At 71.6% G+C, this 16283-nt stretch carries 19 protein-coding genes; 7 read left to right on the forward strand and 12 right to left on the reverse strand.

Translation table 11 applies throughout. The annotated features are described in order from the left end of the window. From HUT10_RS22880 to hisS, 3 genes are all read left to right on the forward strand, one after another. Entirely contained in the window at positions 1 to 1167 is a 1167-nt protein-coding gene (locus tag HUT10_RS22880; RefSeq protein ID WP_176173112.1) for an amidohydrolase family protein, read from the forward strand. An 85-nt stretch (positions 1168 to 1252) separates the two neighbouring features. Continuing rightward, positions 1253 to 1642 (forward strand): hypothetical protein, encoded by a 390-nt coding sequence (locus HUT10_RS22885; protein ID WP_176173113.1) that lies wholly within the window; start codon positions 1253 to 1255, stop codon positions 1640 to 1642. Between the two features lie 34 nt (positions 1643 to 1676). Further along, positions 1677 to 2966 carry a histidine--tRNA ligase gene (gene hisS, locus HUT10_RS22890; RefSeq protein ID WP_176173114.1) on the forward strand — a complete coding sequence of 430 codons (1290 nt, stop codon included), beginning with the start codon at positions 1677 to 1679 and terminating at the stop codon, positions 2964 to 2966. A 166-nt stretch (positions 2967 to 3132) separates the two neighbouring features. Here hisS and HUT10_RS22895 read toward each other — a convergent pair whose 3' ends face one another. The 4 genes from HUT10_RS22895 to HUT10_RS51880 all read right to left on the reverse strand — a co-directional run bounded on the left by HUT10_RS22895 (position 3133) and on the right by HUT10_RS51880 (position 6445). Beyond that, complete coding sequence (locus HUT10_RS22895; protein WP_176173115.1) at positions 3133 to 4326, reverse strand: sensor histidine kinase KdpD; 1194 nt, start codon at positions 4324 to 4326, stop codon at positions 3133 to 3135. Next, entirely contained in the window at positions 4323 to 4970 is a 648-nt protein-coding gene (locus HUT10_RS22900; RefSeq protein ID WP_176177949.1) for a response regulator transcription factor, read from the reverse strand. Before HUT10_RS22900 ends, HUT10_RS22895 begins: the two co-directional genes overlap by 4 nt. Before the next feature lie 63 nt (positions 4971 to 5033). Then, entirely contained in the window at positions 5034 to 6314 is a 1281-nt protein-coding gene (locus tag HUT10_RS22905; protein WP_176173116.1) for a cation:proton antiporter, read from the reverse strand. After that, positions 6311 to 6445, reverse strand: coding sequence for a hypothetical protein (locus HUT10_RS51880; protein ID WP_303246976.1), 135 nt, complete (start codon positions 6443 to 6445; stop codon positions 6311 to 6313). Before HUT10_RS51880 ends, HUT10_RS22905 begins: the two co-directional genes overlap by 4 nt. Before the next feature lie 279 nt (positions 6446 to 6724). On the opposite strand from HUT10_RS51880, the gene HUT10_RS51175 reads away from it, so the two are divergent. Both HUT10_RS51175 and HUT10_RS51180 read left to right on the forward strand, forming a co-directional pair. Beyond that, positions 6725 to 6925: a hypothetical protein gene (locus tag HUT10_RS51175; protein ID WP_254896986.1), complete on the forward strand. Its 201-nt coding sequence runs from the start codon at positions 6725 to 6727 to the stop codon at positions 6923 to 6925. A gap of 18 nt (positions 6926 to 6943) precedes the next feature. Continuing rightward, complete coding sequence (locus HUT10_RS51180; protein WP_254896987.1) at positions 6944 to 7129, forward strand: hypothetical protein; 186 nt, start codon at positions 6944 to 6946, stop codon at positions 7127 to 7129. Between the two features lie 406 nt (positions 7130 to 7535). Here HUT10_RS51180 and HUT10_RS22915 read toward each other — a convergent pair whose 3' ends face one another. From HUT10_RS22915 to HUT10_RS22930, 4 genes are all read right to left on the reverse strand, one after another. Continuing rightward, entirely contained in the window at positions 7536 to 8606 is a 1071-nt protein-coding gene (locus tag HUT10_RS22915) for an alpha-hydroxy acid oxidase (RefSeq protein ID WP_176173117.1), read from the reverse strand. Further along, positions 8606 to 10141: an NAD(P)-binding domain-containing protein gene (locus HUT10_RS22920; RefSeq protein WP_176173118.1), complete on the reverse strand. Its 1536-nt coding sequence runs from the start codon at positions 10139 to 10141 to the stop codon at positions 8606 to 8608. The genes HUT10_RS22915 and HUT10_RS22920 overlap by 1 nt, the downstream gene beginning before the upstream one ends. Positions 10142 to 10422: 281 nt before the next feature. After that, a complete protein-coding gene (locus tag HUT10_RS22925; protein ID WP_254897484.1) occupies positions 10423 to 11346 on the reverse strand; it encodes an aldo/keto reductase in 924 nt (307 codons plus the stop codon). Between the two features lie 50 nt (positions 11347 to 11396). Then, positions 11397 to 11798, reverse strand: a complete 402-nt coding sequence (locus HUT10_RS22930; protein ID WP_176173120.1) for a MerR family transcriptional regulator — start codon at positions 11796 to 11798, stop codon at positions 11397 to 11399. An 83-nt stretch (positions 11799 to 11881) separates the two neighbouring features. Here HUT10_RS22930 and HUT10_RS22935 point away from each other — a divergent pair, with 83 nt between their 5' ends. After that, on the forward strand, positions 11882 to 12499 hold the full coding sequence (locus HUT10_RS22935) for a TetR/AcrR family transcriptional regulator (protein WP_176173121.1): 618 nt from the start codon (positions 11882 to 11884) through the stop codon (positions 12497 to 12499). Here HUT10_RS22935 and HUT10_RS22940 read toward each other — a convergent pair. The 4 genes from HUT10_RS22940 to HUT10_RS22955 form a co-directional block, all read right to left on the reverse strand. Next, the gene (locus tag HUT10_RS22940; RefSeq protein WP_176173122.1) at positions 12472 to 13734 is read right to left on the reverse strand and encodes a hypothetical protein; all 1263 of its coding nucleotides are present in this window, start codon (positions 13732 to 13734) and stop codon (positions 12472 to 12474) included. The genes HUT10_RS22935 and HUT10_RS22940 overlap by 28 nt on opposite strands. Next, a complete protein-coding gene (locus tag HUT10_RS22945) occupies positions 13731 to 14273 on the reverse strand; it encodes an RNA polymerase sigma factor (RefSeq protein WP_254896988.1) in 543 nt (180 codons plus the stop codon). Before HUT10_RS22945 ends, HUT10_RS22940 begins: the two co-directional genes overlap by 4 nt. 182 nt (positions 14274 to 14455) lie before the next feature. Next, positions 14456 to 15079, reverse strand: a complete 624-nt coding sequence (gene upp, locus HUT10_RS22950) for a uracil phosphoribosyltransferase (RefSeq protein WP_176173124.1) — start codon at positions 15077 to 15079, stop codon at positions 14456 to 14458. A gap of 5 nt (positions 15080 to 15084) precedes the next feature. After that, a complete protein-coding gene (locus HUT10_RS22955) occupies positions 15085 to 15507 on the reverse strand; it encodes a protein-tyrosine phosphatase family protein (RefSeq protein WP_176173125.1) in 423 nt (140 codons plus the stop codon). An 85-nt stretch (positions 15508 to 15592) separates the two neighbouring features. On the opposite strand from HUT10_RS22955, the gene HUT10_RS22960 reads away from it, so the two are divergent. Beyond that, entirely contained in the window at positions 15593 to 16207 is a 615-nt protein-coding gene (locus HUT10_RS22960) for a DUF1707 domain-containing protein (RefSeq protein ID WP_176177950.1), read from the forward strand. The last annotated feature ends 76 nt before the right edge of the window (positions 16208 to 16283 follow it).

Genomic DNA, 16283 nt, shown 5'->3' on the forward strand with positions numbered 1-16283 from the left:
GTGGACACGCTGATCACCGCCGGCCGGGTGCTGCCCCGGCCGGCCACCCCGGTCGACGACGGTGCCGTGCTGGTGCGCGACGGCGTGATCGTCGCGGCGGGCCCGCGCGCGGACGTCGCCGCGCAGGCCGCGCCGGACGCGGTCCGGCACGACTTCCCCACCGGGACCGCACTGGCCGGCCTGTTCAACGTCCACGTGCACCTGGCCTTCGACGCGTCCCGCGAGATGCTGGCCCACTTCACCGGAACCGAGGACCTGCTGGACGACGCCCGTGCGCGGCTGACGGCGATGCTGCGCAGCGGCGTCACCACCGTGCGGGACCTCGGCGACCGCGGGCACCTCGGCGCGGCCGTCCGGCGCTCGTTCGAGGGTTCTCCCGCGCCGCGGCTGCTGGTGTCCGGGCCGCCGATCACCGTGCCGGGCGGGCACTGCCACTTTTTCGGCGGTGAAACGGCTTCCGACGGCGAAATCCGCACCCTGATCGACGCGAACGCGGCGGCGGGCGCGGACGTGATCAAGGTGATGGCCAGCGGCGGCCAGATCACCGAAGGCGGCGCGGACATGTGGGAGTCGCAGTTCGACGCCCGGCAGCTGCGGGTGGTCACCGAGCACGCGGCGTCGCACGGCTTGCCGGTGGCGGCCCACGCCCACGGCGCGGAGGCCATCGAGGCCGCCGTCGAAGCGGGGGTTTCCACGGTCGAGCACTGCAGCTTCCTGACCGGGCCCCGCTCGTTCGACCGCCCCGCCGAAGTGGCCGAGCGGATGGCCGCCGAGGGCATCTCGGCGTGCTCGACGAGCAGCCGCAACTGGCGGGTGATCGTCGAGAAGCTCGGCGACGACGTCGCGCAGGCGATGTACGGGCGGCTGCCGTGGCTGGAGGAGCACGGCGTCCGGCTGCTGTCCGGGACCGACGCGGGCCTGCCGGGCTCGGTGTTCGACGACCCGGTCGGCGCGCTGGAGCTCTACGAGTGGCTCGGCTTCCCGCGGCGCCGGATCCTGGAGATCGCGACCGAGGACAGCGCGGCCGGGCTGGGCCTGGGTGCCGTCACCGGACGGCTCGAAGCCGGGCTCGCGGCGGACGTCCTGGTCGTCGAAGGCGACCCGCTCGCGTCGCTGGCCGCGCTCCGCAACCCCGTGCTGGTGCTCGCCCAGGGCCGTCCCGCCTAGTTCCCCGATCGGGGAATGCCTGCTTTGGTGACAGCGTTTTAAAACAGTGTTACTGTTGCGCCACCCACCTCGAAGGAGCTCCCCGATGCACGGACCCACCCAGCTGTTCACGGTGATCGCGCTGGTCTCGCTGCCGACCGTGATGTACGGCGGCTACGCGCTGATGGGTGTCATGCGCGACCGCAAGCTGACCGAGCACCAGCGCACGATGTTCCGCGCCGGCCACGCGCACGCCGGCGTCCTGCTGGTCCTCGCCCTGGTCGCGCTGCAGATCCTGAGCCGCACGACGCTGCCGGACCCGGCGTTGTGGATCGCCTGCTTCCTCCTGCTGTTCGGCATCCTTGCCCAATCGGGTGGTTTCTTCCTCCACCTGCTGCCGAACCCGGGCAAGCTCGGCGGGCGCGTGACGTCCGTGGGCGCGGTGCTGCTGGCCGCGGCGGTGCTGCTCACCGCGTACGGCGTGGCCTTCCCCTGAAAACCCGGTCGCGGCCGGTCGTTAAGCTGGTGACGTGCCTGAATACCTGCCGACCGCGCCCTACAAGGGGACCCGGGACTTCCTGCCCGCCGAAATGTCCGTGCGTACCCAGGTGTTCGGTCATCTCTACGACGTCCTGGAGCGCCGCGGCTTCCTCCGCTACGACGGCCCGATCCTCGAGTCCGCCGAGATCTACGAGCGGAAGTCCGGGCAGGAGATCGCGGACAAGCAGCTGTACACGCTGACCGACAAGGGCGGGCGGCGGCTGGCGCTGCGGCCCGAGATGACGCCGTCGGTCGCGCGGATGATCGCCGGGAGCGCGAAGTCGCTGTCGTTCCCGGTCCGCTGGTACAGCCACCCGAACTGCCACCGGTACGAGGCGCCGCAGCGCGGCCGCGTGCGCGAGCACTGGCAGATCAACGCGGACATCTTCGGCTCGGACAGCGCCAACTGCGAGATCGAGATCTTCGAGCTGGTACACGACATGATGGCCGCGCTGGGCGCGACGCCGGACATGTTCGTGCTGCGCGTCAACGACCGCAACCTGCTGACGTCGGCGCTCACCGACGTCGCCGGGGTGTCGGCGGACCACCTGAGCCAGGTGTTCGCGCTGGTCGACCGCTGGGAGAAGTACCCGCGCGAGAAGCTGGCCGAGAGCGCCGCGGAGATCGGGCTCTCGGACAAGCAGTTCGAGAAGCTGGCCGAGACGCTCGCGATGGGTGAAGCCCTGCTCGACGAGATCCCGGCCGCGGTGCGGGAGCAGTCGAACCTGGTGAAGGTGCTGAACAGCAGCGCCGGTTCGCTGGTCAAGTACGAGCCGCTGATCGTGCGCGGGCTGGCGTACTACACGTCGACCGTGTTCGAGGTCTTCGACACCTCGCCGCAGAACCGCCGCGCGCTGTTCGGCGGCGGCCGCTACAGCGACCTGGCGTCGATGTTCACCCCGCAGCAGATCCCGGGCATCGGGTTCGGCATGGGCGACGTCACGCTGATGGACTTCCTCGACACGCACGGCCTGACCCCGGCCCCGCGCAACGAGGTCGACGTGATGGTGATCCCGGTGACCGAGGACCTCTTCGACGCGGCCCGGTCGGTCGCTTCGTCGCTGCGCGCCGCGGGGCTGCGGACGTCGACCCCGATCGAGCACCGCAAGCTCGGCAAGGAGCTGACCCGCGCCGACAAGGCGGGCGCGGCCGCGGTGGTGATCGTCGGCCAGGAGGACTGGGCGGCGGGCAACGTCACGGTCCGCAGCCTGGCAACACGCGAGCAAAACCCGGTAGCAGTCGCCGACGCCCCCGCAGCAGTCCAGGCCCTCCTGGCGTAACCCGCGTGATCGAGCGCGGATCTCGCGTGATCGAGCGCGTAACTCGCGTGATCAGAGGGGCATCTCGCGTGATTGGGGAGGCATCACGCTGATGCCCGCCGGATCACGCGAGATCCGCCTCCAATCACGTGGGATTCGGGGCTGATCACGTGGGTTGCGGGTTGGGTCACGAGGGGTCGGCGCGGAGGAGGCGGAGGGTGAACGTGGCTCCGGCTCCGGGGCGGGCCGCCGCGGCGATCGTTCCGCCGTGGCCCGTCACCACTTCGCGGACCAGCGCCAGGCCGATGCCGAAACGGCGGCCGTCGCCGTCGGAGCCTCGGGCGAACCGCTCGAAGATGCGTTCCGCGTCGGCCGGCGGGAAGCCCGCCCCGGTGTCGCGGACCCTCAGTTCCACGTACCGCGAGTCGGGGACACCGAGCCACACCTCGATCGATCCACCCGGTGGTGTGTGGCCGAGCGCGTTGTCCAGCAACGCCGACAGCACGCGGCGCAACGCCGTCGGGACGCCCTGGACCACGTACGGCCGCCGCTCGCGGGTCACCGCCAGACGGACCTGGCCCTCCGAAGCGCGCACCGCCTCCGCCGCCACCGCCTCCTCGGCCAGCACGCCCAGCTCGACCAGTTCCAGCGCCGGCCGCTCGCCGCACGCCTGGGCCGACAGCAGCAGGTCCTCGACGACCTCGCCGAGTTCCCGCGTGCCGCGGACCAGGTGGTCGAGTTCCGCCGCGTCGCGGCCGGACGAGCGGCGGGCCAGCAGCTGCGCGCGTGTGTGCAGCCGGGTCAACGGCGCCCGGAGCTCGTGGGACGCGTCCGCGACGAACGTCCGCTGCCGCCGCAGCGCGTCTTCCAGCGGCCGGATCGCCCGGCGGGCCAGCACCCGCCCGCACCCCAGGGCCGCCAGCAGCGCCAGCACCTCGGCGACGCCGAGCCCGAAGACCAGCGACGCGCGGTCCTGGATCTGGTAGCGCTCCTCGAAGAACGCCTGGGAGACGACGCCGCCGTGGTTCTCCACCCGGAACGTGTACGTCATCCCTTCGATCGACCGGCGTTCGGTGTGGACGTCGCCCGGCGCGGGCACGAGTGCGTTCAGCTCGGGGATCGGCATTCCGGCAGGCGGCGGCCCGGGCGGCGCCTGCGCCCCCGGCGTGAACAGCCAGACGCAGCCGGGCGGGGTCGCGCCCGGGCCGAGCTGGATGGTCCTGGCCAGCAGCCGGTCGGCGTCGGCGTGCTGGCCGGACAGCAGGATGCCGTACGCGATCGCACCCGCGACGGCCACCAGCAGCGACACCACCACGGCGATCTGCGCGGTGATCACCCACCGCGCCCGCCGCAGGGCCCGTTCCTCGGGTTCGGGGCTCATACCACGCCGATCTGGTACCCCAGGCCGTGCACGGTCCGCACGGCGTCCCGGCCGAGCTTGCGCCGCAGGTAGTAGACATATGTGTCCACAATGGACTCTCCGGTGGTGTCGGCGAACACGCGCGTGCGCAGGGCCGCCCGCGGGTGGATCGCCTTCGGCCGCTGCGCCAGCGTCCGCAGCAGCTCGAACTCCCGCCCGGACAGCGTGATCCGCTCGCCGCGCGGCAGCACGACCTCGTGACGCCGCAGGTCGAGCGCCGCCGTGCCGAGCGGCAGGCACTCGGCGCCTTCGAGGTCACGGCGGCCCAGCGCGCGCAGCCGCGCGAGCAGCTCCTCGGCCTCGAACGGCTTGACGAGGTAGTCGTCCGCACCGGCGTCCAGGCCGGCCACGCGGTCGGCCACCTCGCCCAGCGCCGAGAGCACCAGCACCCGCGTGGTGACCGCGCGGGCCCGCAGCTGCCGCAGCAGCTCCAGCCCGTCGAGCACCGGCAGCCGCCGGTCGATGACCATCACGTCGTACCGTCCGGTGAGCCCGAGGTGCAGGCCGCGCTGGCCGTCGTGCACCGCTTCGGTCTCGTAGCCTTCGTCGGTGAGCAGCTCCCCCAGCATGCCCGCCAGTTCGCGGTCGTCTTCGACCAGCAGCACCTTCGGTTTCGCCACCCCGTCGCGCACCGATCCATCTTGACAGTTATTTCCGAACTTGAATAATCAACTTTTCCCGGTCAGCGGTACAGGTTCGGCCGTCAGGAGTACGTCGGTGCTCCCCCTGCGGGCATCGCGGCGGTCGAGCCAGCCCAGCGCCGGCGCGGTCATGATGGTGGTGACCAGCGCGACGAGCACCAGCACGGTGAACAACGCCGGCGAGACGATCCCGGCGGCGAGGCCGACGTTCAGCGCGATCAGCTGCATCAGCCCGCGGGCGTTGACCAGCACGCCGACGCGCGTCGCGATGGCCTGCGGCTCCCCCGCCAGCCGGGCCGCGCCCCAGGACGCGCCCAGCTTGCCGATGATCGCGACCACCACGCACAGCACCGCGAAGGCGAGCAGCTTCGGGTCGGCGAGCAGGGCGAACCGGGTGTTCAGGCCGGAATAGGTGAAGAACAGCGGCAGGAACACGATCCGGCCGATCGGCATGATCTTCGCGAGCACGGCGTCGGCGGCCGGCGTCCGGGGGAACGCGATGCCCACGCAGAACGCGCCGAACACCGCGTACAGGCCGATCACATCGGTGAACCAGGCAGCGGCGAACAACGTCATCGCGGTGACGAGCACCCGCTGGTCGAGCCCCATCCGCTCGCTGCGCATCGCCCTCGCCAGCAGCCGCCGCCCGACGATGAACACCAGCCCGGCGAACAGGACACCGCCACCCAAAGCGAGCGCGATCGGCCCGGCCGACCCGGCGTGCATCCCCAGCACGACCGCCAGCAGCAGCCAGGCCAGGACGTCGTCGAGCGCGCCGCAGGCCAGGGCCAGTGAGCCGAACTTCGTCCCGGCGATCCCGCGTTCGGTGATGATCCGCGCCAGCATCGGGAACGCCGTGATCGCCAGCGCGACCCCGACGAAAGCCGCCGACGTCGCCGGCGAAACGCCGTCCTTGCCGATGCCGACCCACGACATGCCGACGACCGCGACCCCGATGCCGAGCAGGAGCGGCACCAGCGTCCCGGCCGCTGAGACGGCCGCGACGGACTTCCGCGACTGCCGGATGCTGCGGGGGTCGAACTCGTAGCCGGCGCCGAACATGTAGATGACCAGGCCGATCTGGCCGCCGACGTAGAGCAGCGGCCGGATCCCGTCCGGGAACAGCGCCGTCTGGACGCCCGGCAGCAGCAGCCCCAGCAGCGAGGGGCCGAGCAGCACGCCGGCGATCATCTCCCCGACGACCGGCGGCTGGCCGAGCCGGACCGCGGCCAGGCAGACCAGCCGGGCCACCACGAGGATCACCACGACGGCGAGGAAGAAGACCGGTGCCGCTTCGGACGGGCTCATCGGTTGCCTCCGGCGAAGTAGGTGGAACACAGGGCCTGGCGACGGGCGTCGAGGACCATGTACGTGCCGAACACGAGCTGGGCGAAGCTGCGCCAGACGTCTTCCCAGCGGTCGCGGACCGCGAGCCACACCAGGGGCGCGCGCCCCCGCCGGGCCCCGCGGGGGTGAGCAGCACCGGGCCGCGGTTGGGGATGGAACGCGTGTGGGCGGCCGTCGAGGCGAGGCCGAAGCGGCGCAGCACTTCCTGCGCGACGACCCGCATGGTCGGCGGCGCGACCCCGCGCGCCGGGCAGGCGCGGTTCTGCGCGACACCGAACGGGATGAACTCCTCCTTGGGGGCCTGCTCGGCGAAATCGGGGTAGCTGAAGCACAGCACCGTCCCGGCCGGGATGGTCAGGTGGTCCAGCTCGATGTCCGCGGTGGAGATCCGGTGCGCGATGCCGAACAGCGGGTACGCGCGCAGGCCGTCATCGATCACGCGGTCGATGTCCTCCGGGTGGTCGGCGAGCCGCTGCTGGCTGCCTTCGTCCTGCGCGATGATCATCAGCAGGTGCGCCATCGCCTCCGACATCTGCACGACGGCGGTGGTGAAGAAGGTGCCCTGGAGGTAGTAGGCCTGCTCCTCGGGCGTGAGCGACTCCGGGAGCGGGTGCGGGACGTCGGCGAGCCGCTGCCTGAGGTACTTCGTCAGCCGGGCCCGGCGGCGCATGTTCCGCGGCCGCACGCACTTCAGCGCCGAGGCGACGTCGTCCGCGTGCGCCACGATCAGGTCGCGCGCCTCGGGCGGGCACGGCTCGTCGAACACCAGCTCGTAGTACAGCTCGGCCCAGATCGGCATCATCTCGTCACGCAGCCGGACGAGCCCCGGGCGGACGCCGTCCAGGACGTGGCCGGCCACGCGCCGGGCCAGCTCTTCGGAGTCCTTTTTGGACTTGACCAGGATGTGGCGGGTGCACTTGGCGACCTCGTCGTAGCGCGGCCCGGCTTCCAGGTGTTCCTGGTGCACTTCGGCCCCCGGCGACAGCCAGTACCAGAACAGGTCGGACAGCGCGGCGCCCCGGCTGCGGCCGTTCGCCGCCGGGTCGGCGTAGACGCGCTTGAAGTCCGCGGCGCTGACCTGCGGCCCCGGGACCGTCACCACGTCCTGGCCGTTGACCAGCGCGAACATCCGCATCCGCAGCGCCACCACGCGCTCCGGCAGCCAGGCGAGCACCTTGCCGATCATCGCCGCACCTGGTCCGGGGTCAGGTCGGCCGGGTGCCGGCCACCGCACATCGCGAGGGCCTGGTCGAAGTCGTCGCGTAGCAGCTCCAGGACCTGCGTGACGCCTTCGCGGCCGCCCGCGGCCAGGCCCCACACGACGGGGCGGCCGACGCCGACCGCGTCCGCGCCGAGGGCGAGCGCTTTCACGACGTCGGTGCCCCGCCGGATCCCGCCGTCGAGCAGCACCGGGATCGCCTTGCCGACCGCCGCGGCGATCTCGGGGAGGACGTCGACGGTCGCGGGCACGGTGTCGAGCTGGCGGCCGCCGTGGTTCGAGACGACGATCCCGGCGACGCCGTGGTGCACCGCCAGCCGCGCGTCCTCGGCGTGCAGCACGCCCTTGATCAGCACCGGCAGCTTGGTCTTGCCCCGCAGCCACGCGATGTGGTCCCAGTTCAGCCCGGCCGACATGACGATCTCGCGAACATGGCTCGTGTTCCCGCCGCTGCGATTTTCGCCGATGTTGCGGAGGTTCTCCACGACCAGCCCCGCGGGCAGGTCGTGGAAGCCGTTGCGGTCGTCGCGCTCGCGGCGGCCGAGCACCGGCGAATCGACAGTGACGACGAACGCCTTCACGCCCGCGTTCTCGGCCCGGCGCACGATCGCCTCGGTGAACTCCAGGTCCGGCTGCAGGTAGAGCTGGAACCACAGGCCGGGGTCCGGCGCGACCTCGCGGGCGGCCGCGGCGATGTCCTCGATCGCCGTGGTCGCGGCCATGCTGACGATCATGATCGTGCCCGCCATCGCCGCCGCCCGCGCGGTGGCCAGTTCGCCGTCGGCGTGCGCGAGCCGGTGGAAAGCGGTGGGCGCGACGAGGATCGGCATCGACGACGGCGTCCCGAGCAGTGTCAGGCTCAGGTCGCGCTTGTCGCTGCCGCGCAGCACCCGCGGCAGCAGCCGCAGCTTCCGGAACGCCGATTCGTTCTCCGCCACGGTGATCTCGTCCTGCGCGCCGCCCGCGAAGTAGTCGTAGTGCACCGGGTCGAGGCGCTGCCGGGCCGCCGCCTCGAACTCCGCGACCGTGCGCATCAGAGCTCCCGGGTGAAGAACGCGGTCAGCGGCTCGACGTGCACCTCTTTGTCCCACTCGTTCTCGAGGTTCTCGGTGACGTGGTGGGTCGCGACGAGCTCGCCGCGGCGGTAGTGCCGGACGATCGGGTGCAGGTAGTGGCCTTCGCCGTGGTCGTTGGCCTTGTCCTGGGCGGCACGGGCGACGAAGTCGAACGGGTCGATCTTGTCGTGGTCCGGGCCGTAATCGAGGGTGACGACGTAGGCGTCGTCCGGCGGGTTCTCGAGCACCCGGTCGACCGGCACCTCTTCGAGGTAGCGGGCGGTGTCGCCGTCGACGACCAAGACGTCGCCGAGGAAGCCGAACTGCTGGTACAGCGCGGAAGTCCGGTTGATCCGGGTGATCACGGCTTCGGTCAGCGCGTCCGGTTTGGCGGCCAGCTCGGTGTGCGGCCACGGGACGTCGTGGTAGCGCTCGTTCAGCACCTTGGCCAGCGCGCGGACGCCGTAGCGGAAGCCGTGGATGAAGGCGCTGGTGGCCTTCTTGAAGTCGCGGACCTGGGTGATCGTGCCGGCGAAGTGGAGGCCGGGCACGTTGACCGACTCCCAGCTCGGCGTCTGCGCCGGGAACCGGTCATCGATGGTGAGCTCGGGGCGGCAGTCTTCGTCGAAGAGGTCGGCGTCGAAGCGGAAGCCGGTGCAGCCGATCACGCGGTCGTAGCGGATCTCCTTGATGACCTCGTCGGCGCGGGCGAAGGCGAACTTGACGTGGTAGCCGTCGGCGTCCTTGCGGATTTCCCGCACGTCGCCGTCGAGGATCGCGTGCTGCAGCTTGAGCTGGTACATGTCGAGGATGCCCGCGTTGTAGGCGCGGAGGTGGCCGACGAAGTGCGTGCGCCAGGCCAGCTTCACCGGCCGCGGCCCGCCGACGTGCACGACGGCGGCCTGCTCGATCAGGTTGTCGGCCGTCTCGAAGGCGGAGTTTCCCTTGCCGAGCACGAGAACGCGCTGGTCGGTGAAGCTCTTCGGGTCGACGTCGACGTCCACGTACTGGTCGATCAGCTCGGCGCCGGGGAACCGCGGGATGTACGGCTTGGTGACGCCGGTGGCCATGATCAGCCGGTTCGCCCGGTATTCGGCGTCACCGGCGGTGAGGACGAAAGTTTCGTTCTCACGGCGGATGCGCGTCACCCGGGTGTCGTACCGGATGTTCAGCTGGTGCTTCGCCGCGTAGTCGGCGAGGTAGCGGAGGAGGGTTCCGGCTTCGGGGAACAGCTTTTCGCTGTAGCCGGTGAAGAGGATCGGGTCGGCGTCGCCCTCGGCGAGGATCGAGTTCCAGTCCATCCGCAGGCGCAGCTCGGGATCGGCGTACCCGGTGTGCTTCTTGTTGATGGAGATGAGGGCCCGGTGCCGCGGGAAGGTCTCGAAGAAGTGCCCGGGCGCGGAACCGGCCTCCAGCACGAGGTACCGGCGCCCGGCGTGGCCGAGGTGCTGCGCCAGCTGCAACCCGGCCGGCCCGGCCCCGACGACCAGATAATCGAGCACTTCCTCCGCCACGACGACCTCCTGAAGCTCGGCACCGATCGCATGATCGGCGCCGAGCCTGCTCCGGAGATCTCAGAAAAGCCTCAGAGCCCGGCTTTCCCGTGAAAGTTTCGCGTCAGCGGCTCGTGATCGAAGCCGGGACTCGCGTGATCAGCCGCGTGACCCGCGTGATCAGGGCCGTAACTCGCGTGATCGAAGCCGGGCCGGGCCGGATCACGCGAGTTACGGCTCCCAGCACGTGAGTTCCGGCTCGGATCACGCGAGTTCGGGGTTCGATCACGCGCAGTGCGGGCTCAGCGGCCGGCTGCGCGGGCGAGGCGTTCCGGGTAGCGCTCCCCCGCGATCGCGTCCGCGGGGGCGGCCGCCGCGATCGCCGCCAGGTCGTCGGCCGTCAGCTCCAGCGAAGCCGCGGCCACGTTCTCCTCCAGGTACTTGCGGCGCTTCGTGCCCGGGATCGGCACCACGTCCTCGCCCTGGGACTGGACCCAGGCCAGCGCCAGCTGTCCCGCCGTCACGCCCTTGGCCGCGGCCAGCTCGCGCAGTGCCTCGACGATCGCCATGTTGCGCTCGAAGTTGCCCTCGGCGAACCGGGGCAGGCCGCGGCGCATGTCGTCCTCGGGCAGGTCGGCCATCGACGTCACCGCGCCCGTCAGGAACCCGCGGCCCAGCGGCGAAAACGGGACGATCCCGATGCCGAGTTCCCGGCACGTGGAAAGGATTTCGCCTTCGATCCCCCGCGTCCACAGCGACCACTCGCTCTGCAGCGCCGTCACCGGGTGCACCGCGTGCGCGGCCCGGATCGTCGCCGCGCCGGCCTCGGAAATCCCGGCGTACCGGATCTTTCCGGCCTCCACCAGCGAAGCCAGCGCGCCCCAGGTCTCCTCGATCGGGGTGTCCGGGTCGACGCGGTGCTGGTAGTACAGGTCGATGTGGTCGACGCCGAGCCGGCGCAGCGACTCGTCGCAGCTCTGCTTCACGTACTCGGCGTCACCGCGGGCACCCATCGCGCCGTCGTTCCACACGATGCCGAACTTCGTCGCGAGCACGACCTCGTCGCGGCGGCCGGCGATCGCGCGGCCGACCAGCTCTTCGTTGACGCCGTTCGCGTAGACGTTCGCGGTGTCCAGCAGCGTCACGCCCAGCTCGAGCGCGCGGTGGATGGTCGCGATCGACTCGTCGTCGTTGTCGCGGACGCCGTACGCCTGGCTCATGCCCATGCAGCCGAGCCCCTGGGCACCGACTTCCAGGTCGCCCAGCTTCCTCTTCTTCACGCGGAAATCTCCTCCACACCGGGTTCCACGCCGAGCACGTTGCGCTCGACCTGGGCGTAGTTCTCGATCTTGTAGTCGAGGATGTCGAGACAGCCCTGCAGCTCGGCGATCCGCTCGGCGACCGACCGGCGCTGCTCCACCAGCAGAGCCTTGCGCCGGCCCGCGCTCGCGACCCCGTGCCGGCGCAGCGACGCGTACTCGCGCATGCTCTTGATCGGCATCCCGGTGGTGCGGAGCTTGGTCAGGAAGCCCAGCCAGTTGAGGTCGTCGTCGGAGTAGGCCCGGCGGCCCGCCGCGTCCCGCGCGGGCGGGTCGAGCAGTTTGATGCGCTCGTAGTACCGGAGGGTGTCGATGGACAGTCCGCTACGTCGAGCGGCTTCCGCTATCGAGTAGCTCATGGCCCGACAGTACGACCTGGAGTGCACTCCAGGTCAAATCCGCTGCCTGGTCTTTCATAACAGCGTTCCGATACGCTGGGTGCATGGCGCGACCACGCACGCACGACGAAGCGCTCCGGCTCAAGCTGCTCGACCGGGCCGGCGAGCTGATCGCCGCCGACGGGCCGAAGGCGCTTTCCCTGCGCAAGCTGGCCGCCGACGCCGGGACGTCCACCACCGCCGTGTACTCGCTCTTCGGCAGCAAACCCGATCTGGTGAACGCCCTCTACACCGAGGGCTTCCGCCGGTTCGGCGCCCGGATGGCCGGGACGCCGCTGACCGGTGACGCGGTCGAGGACCTGGTCGCGCTCGGCAGCGCCTACCGCCGGAGCGCGCTGGCCGACCCGAACCTCTACGGGATCATGTTCACCAAGTCCGTCCCCGGCTTCGAGCCCAACGAAGACGCCGAGAAGCTCGCCCGCAAGACCCTGGAACCCCTGGAGCGGATCATCCGCCGCGCCATCGCCGACGGCGTCTTCCTCGACGTCCCGCCGGAGACGGTCGCGGTCGGCTGCTGGGCCATCGTCCACGGCCTGGTGTCGCTGGAGCTGACCGGCAACCTGCCGGAGGAGTTCGACGTCACGGGCGCGTACGAAGCGGCTCTGCGCGCAAACGCCTCCGGCTGGCTGCGGCCTCAGAGCAGCGGCAACGTCCCGTCGTAGACGACCGCGCCCTTCGCGTCCCGCGCCACCACGCGCGCGGTCGCGTCCGGCACGTACCGCTCCTTCGGGATCCAGGTCGAGGCCATGCCGTCGACGACGTCGGCCTCGACGCTGCTCCCGGTGCCGAAGTCGACGGCCGCCTTCGCCGCGGTCAGGGGCAGCGCCAGGACGAACGGCGTCCGCGACTTGCCCGGCTCGCCGCCCGCTTCGACCGCGCCCAGGGTGCTCACCCGCAACGCCCGCACCGGCGCCACCGGCCGCGGGGTGAGATCGGGGTACAGGCGGAACCTGCTCTTCCCGGGCCGCTGGTGGTCGGGCTCGGTCGTGCAGACCACGACCCGGTCACCGCGGCGGCCCGGGACCACCTGGTAGCCGTCCGCGTCGAGCAGCGGCCCCGGCGCGTAGCCCGCGGCGTCGGGGACCACCTCCTCGGCGGCGGCCAGGCACTCGCCCAGCGCCCGCCCCGCCGGGGAGGTCCGGTCGGCGGTCACCGGCCGGTCGACGACTGAAATCAGCGATGCCGGCGCTTCGGGCAGCTCGACCCCCTTCTGTTCCGGAGGGTTCGAGAGGGTGAGCTTCGTCCGCGCCGGGTCGGTCAGGGTCATCGCGACGAACTGGCGGCTGACCGGGGAGAACCGGATGTCCTGCGACGCGGCGTCCCCGTCCTCGGTGCGCGACTCGAGGGAAGCGCCCTCCGCGCCGGGCCCGAGGAGCCCGCCGACCACGCCGGTGGCGCTGTGGAACAGCAGCTGGAAGTTCACCCCGGGCACCGTGGCCGGCGCGGCGCTCGGATCCGACAGCGTCACGGTCGTTTCGGTCGTCTCGCAGAACATCGGCTTGCTCGCCGCGGTCAGCGCGACCACCGAGTCCGCGCCGGCGGTCTGGGTGAACAGCGGGACCCATTCCTCGCGCGGGGGCACGTAGCCCCCGTCCGCCGACTTGCCCGCCGCTTGCAGAGCCGCCCAGCAGCGGTCGAGCGCGGCCGTCGCCACCCGGGTGTCCAGGGTCAACCCCCCGTCGGCCGTCGGGGCGGGGGCGACGTCGGCGGGCTGCCGGAGCACCTGCGTCGCGACGACCGCCCCGGCGGCCAGCACCACGACGGCCGCGGCGGCGGCGACGTACCGGACGCGGGATGGACGCCGCTTCCCCATGCCCCGGCGCAGCTCCGCCCGCAACCGCGCCCGGACGTCGTCCGGCAGCTTCCGCCGGAGTGGCAGCCCGAAGTCGTCGCTCATTTCTCCTCCAGCAGCGTGCGCAGCCGGGCGCGGGCCCGGGACAGGTGGGCGCGGACGGTGACCTCGGCGACGGCCAGCAGCGCCGCGGCGTCGGCGGCGCTCACCTCGGCGAGCAGGCACAGCTCGACGACCTCCCGCTGCGCCTTCGGCAGCGTCCGGACGGCCTCGACCACCTCGCGCAGCCGCCGCTCGCCGTCGAGCCGCTCGGCCACGGCGTCGGCGTGGTCGGACACGACCGGCGGGTCCGGCACCTTCCGCAACAGCCGCAGCCGTCTCCGCGCGCTGCGGTATTCGTCGCGGGCCGCGTTGCCGGCGACGGTGTAGAGCCACGGCAGCGCGCTGTCGCGCACCAGCGTGACGTCGGCGCGCCGGCGCCAGGCGGTCAGGAAGGTGGTGGAGGTGAGGTCTTCGGCGCCGGCCCACGAGCCGGTCAGCCGGTAGGCGTGGTTCCAGACGGCCTCGGCGTACCGCTCGAAGAGCTCGGTGAAGGCCGCTTGGTCACCTTCGGCCGCCCGGTCCCACAGAGCGCGGTCGTCCACCGGCGCCCCCGTCGCTTGGCTGGTCACACCTCTCAGTGGCCGGCACGGGCCCGGACGTTGCGCTACCCGGCCTCGGGGAACCGCGCGTCCGCGAGGTCGAGTTCCTCGTGTTCACCGTCCTCGAAGACAGCGCCCCGGTGACCGCGACGGCGGTCCACCGCCGCTTCAGCACCGGTACCGGCTCAGACGGCGCCGTACTGGCGGTCACCCGCGTCGCCGAGGCCCGGCACGATGAAGCCCGAGTCGTTGAGGCGCTCGTCGATGCTCGCCGTGACCACCCGGACCGGCAGCCCGGTCTTCTCCAGGTGCGCCAGGCCCTCCGGCGCCGCCAGCGCGCAGATCGCCGTGACGTCGTCGGCGCCGCGGTCGGTGAGCAGCCGGATCGTGTACTCCATCGAGCCGCCGGTGGCGAGCATCGGGTCGAGCACCAGCACCGGCCGGTCGGCGAGCGACTCCGGCAGCGATTCCAGGTACGGCGTCGGCTTCAGCGTCTCCTCGTCGCGCGCCAGGCCGACGAAGCCCATCTGCGCGTCCGGGATCAGCTTGTGCGCCTGGTCGGCCATGCCCAGCCCGGCGCGCAGGACCGGCACCAGCAGCGGCGGCTTGGCCAGCTTGAAGCCGTCGGTGCGGGCGACCGGCGTGTGGATCTTCTCGATCTTCACCGGAACGTCGCGGGTGGCTTCGTAGACCAGCATGACGGTCAGCTCGTGCAGCGCGGCCCGGAACGCGGCGCTGTCGGTGCGCGCGTCGCGCATCGTGGAGAGCCGGGCCTTCGCGAGGGGGTGGTCGACGACGTGCACATCCATGCGCGTCAATCTAGCTGTTTCGCGAAGCTCTTCACCCAGCCGCGCTGCCAGGGTGTTTCGACGGCCCGCTCGTGGTAGTTCGCCCGGACCCAGGTCACGGCTTCCTCGGCCGGGACACCGGAGAGGACCGCCAGGCAGGCCATCACCGTGCCGGTCCGGCCCGCGCCGCCGTAGCAGGCGACTTCCACCTTTTGGGTCTTCGCCCGTTCGTGGAGGGCTTTGATCTTCTCGCGGGCGTCCGCGGGGTGGGTGGGCAGCAGGAAGTCGGGCCAGGTGATCCACTCGTGCGGCCAGGTGATGCCCCCGCCGTGCTTGCGCCGCAGCCGGCTCGTGCCCAGGTAGAGCCCGAAGTCGGGGGTGGGTTCGTCGGGGCGGGGGCGGCCGAGGCCACGCCCGTGCACGCGGGTGCCGTCCGGAAACTCGACCATGCGGCCAGTGTCCTCCGGAAGATGGACACGCAGGGTGGTTTTCGCCGATAAGCTGCGCCGGGTGAGCGAACTGACGCCCGACCAGATGCGGGCCTCCGACGCGGACCGTGAACGCGTCGCCCAGGTGCTGCACAACGCCCTCGCGGAGGGGCGGATCACCGTCAACGAACTGGAAGAGCGGCTCACCACGGTCTACGCGGCGAAGACGCTGGGAGAACTCAAACCGGTGACGGCGGACCTGCCCTCGTCGTCCGCGGCCGTCGAGCCGGCCACCACCCGGGCGCTCGGATTCCCGGACCAGCGGATCGGCGGCCACCCGGGCAGCCCGGTGTCGATCGGCGTGCTGTCGGGAGCGGTCCGCAAGGGCAGCTGGGTCCTGCCCCCGCAGCACAACAGCCTGGCGTTCTGGGGCGGCGCGGAGATCGACCTCCGCCAGGCCCGCTTCGCCGACCGCCACTGCACGATCACCGCGGTCGCGATCATGGGCGGCATCCAGATCACGGTGCCGGACGACATCAACGTGGACGTGACGGGCATCGGCCTGATGGGCGGGTTCACCCTGGAGGACAAGTCGGGCGCGCCGCCCGCACCGCCGACGGCACCGACGGTGAAGATCAACGGGCTGGCGTTCTGGGGCGGGGTCGTCGTGTACCGGAAGCCGGCGAAACGGGCTGAGCCGCCGCAGATCGAAGGCGCCTGACCTCGTCGTTGTGACGCGCTCAGCACCCAGCGTCACAACCGATGGGGGCTCGAACTGTCGGACCCGCCGCCTAGAC

It is taken from the genome of Amycolatopsis sp. Hca4, from assembly GCF_013364075.1.
Classification (GTDB): Bacteria; Actinomycetota; Actinomycetes; order Mycobacteriales; family Pseudonocardiaceae; genus Amycolatopsis.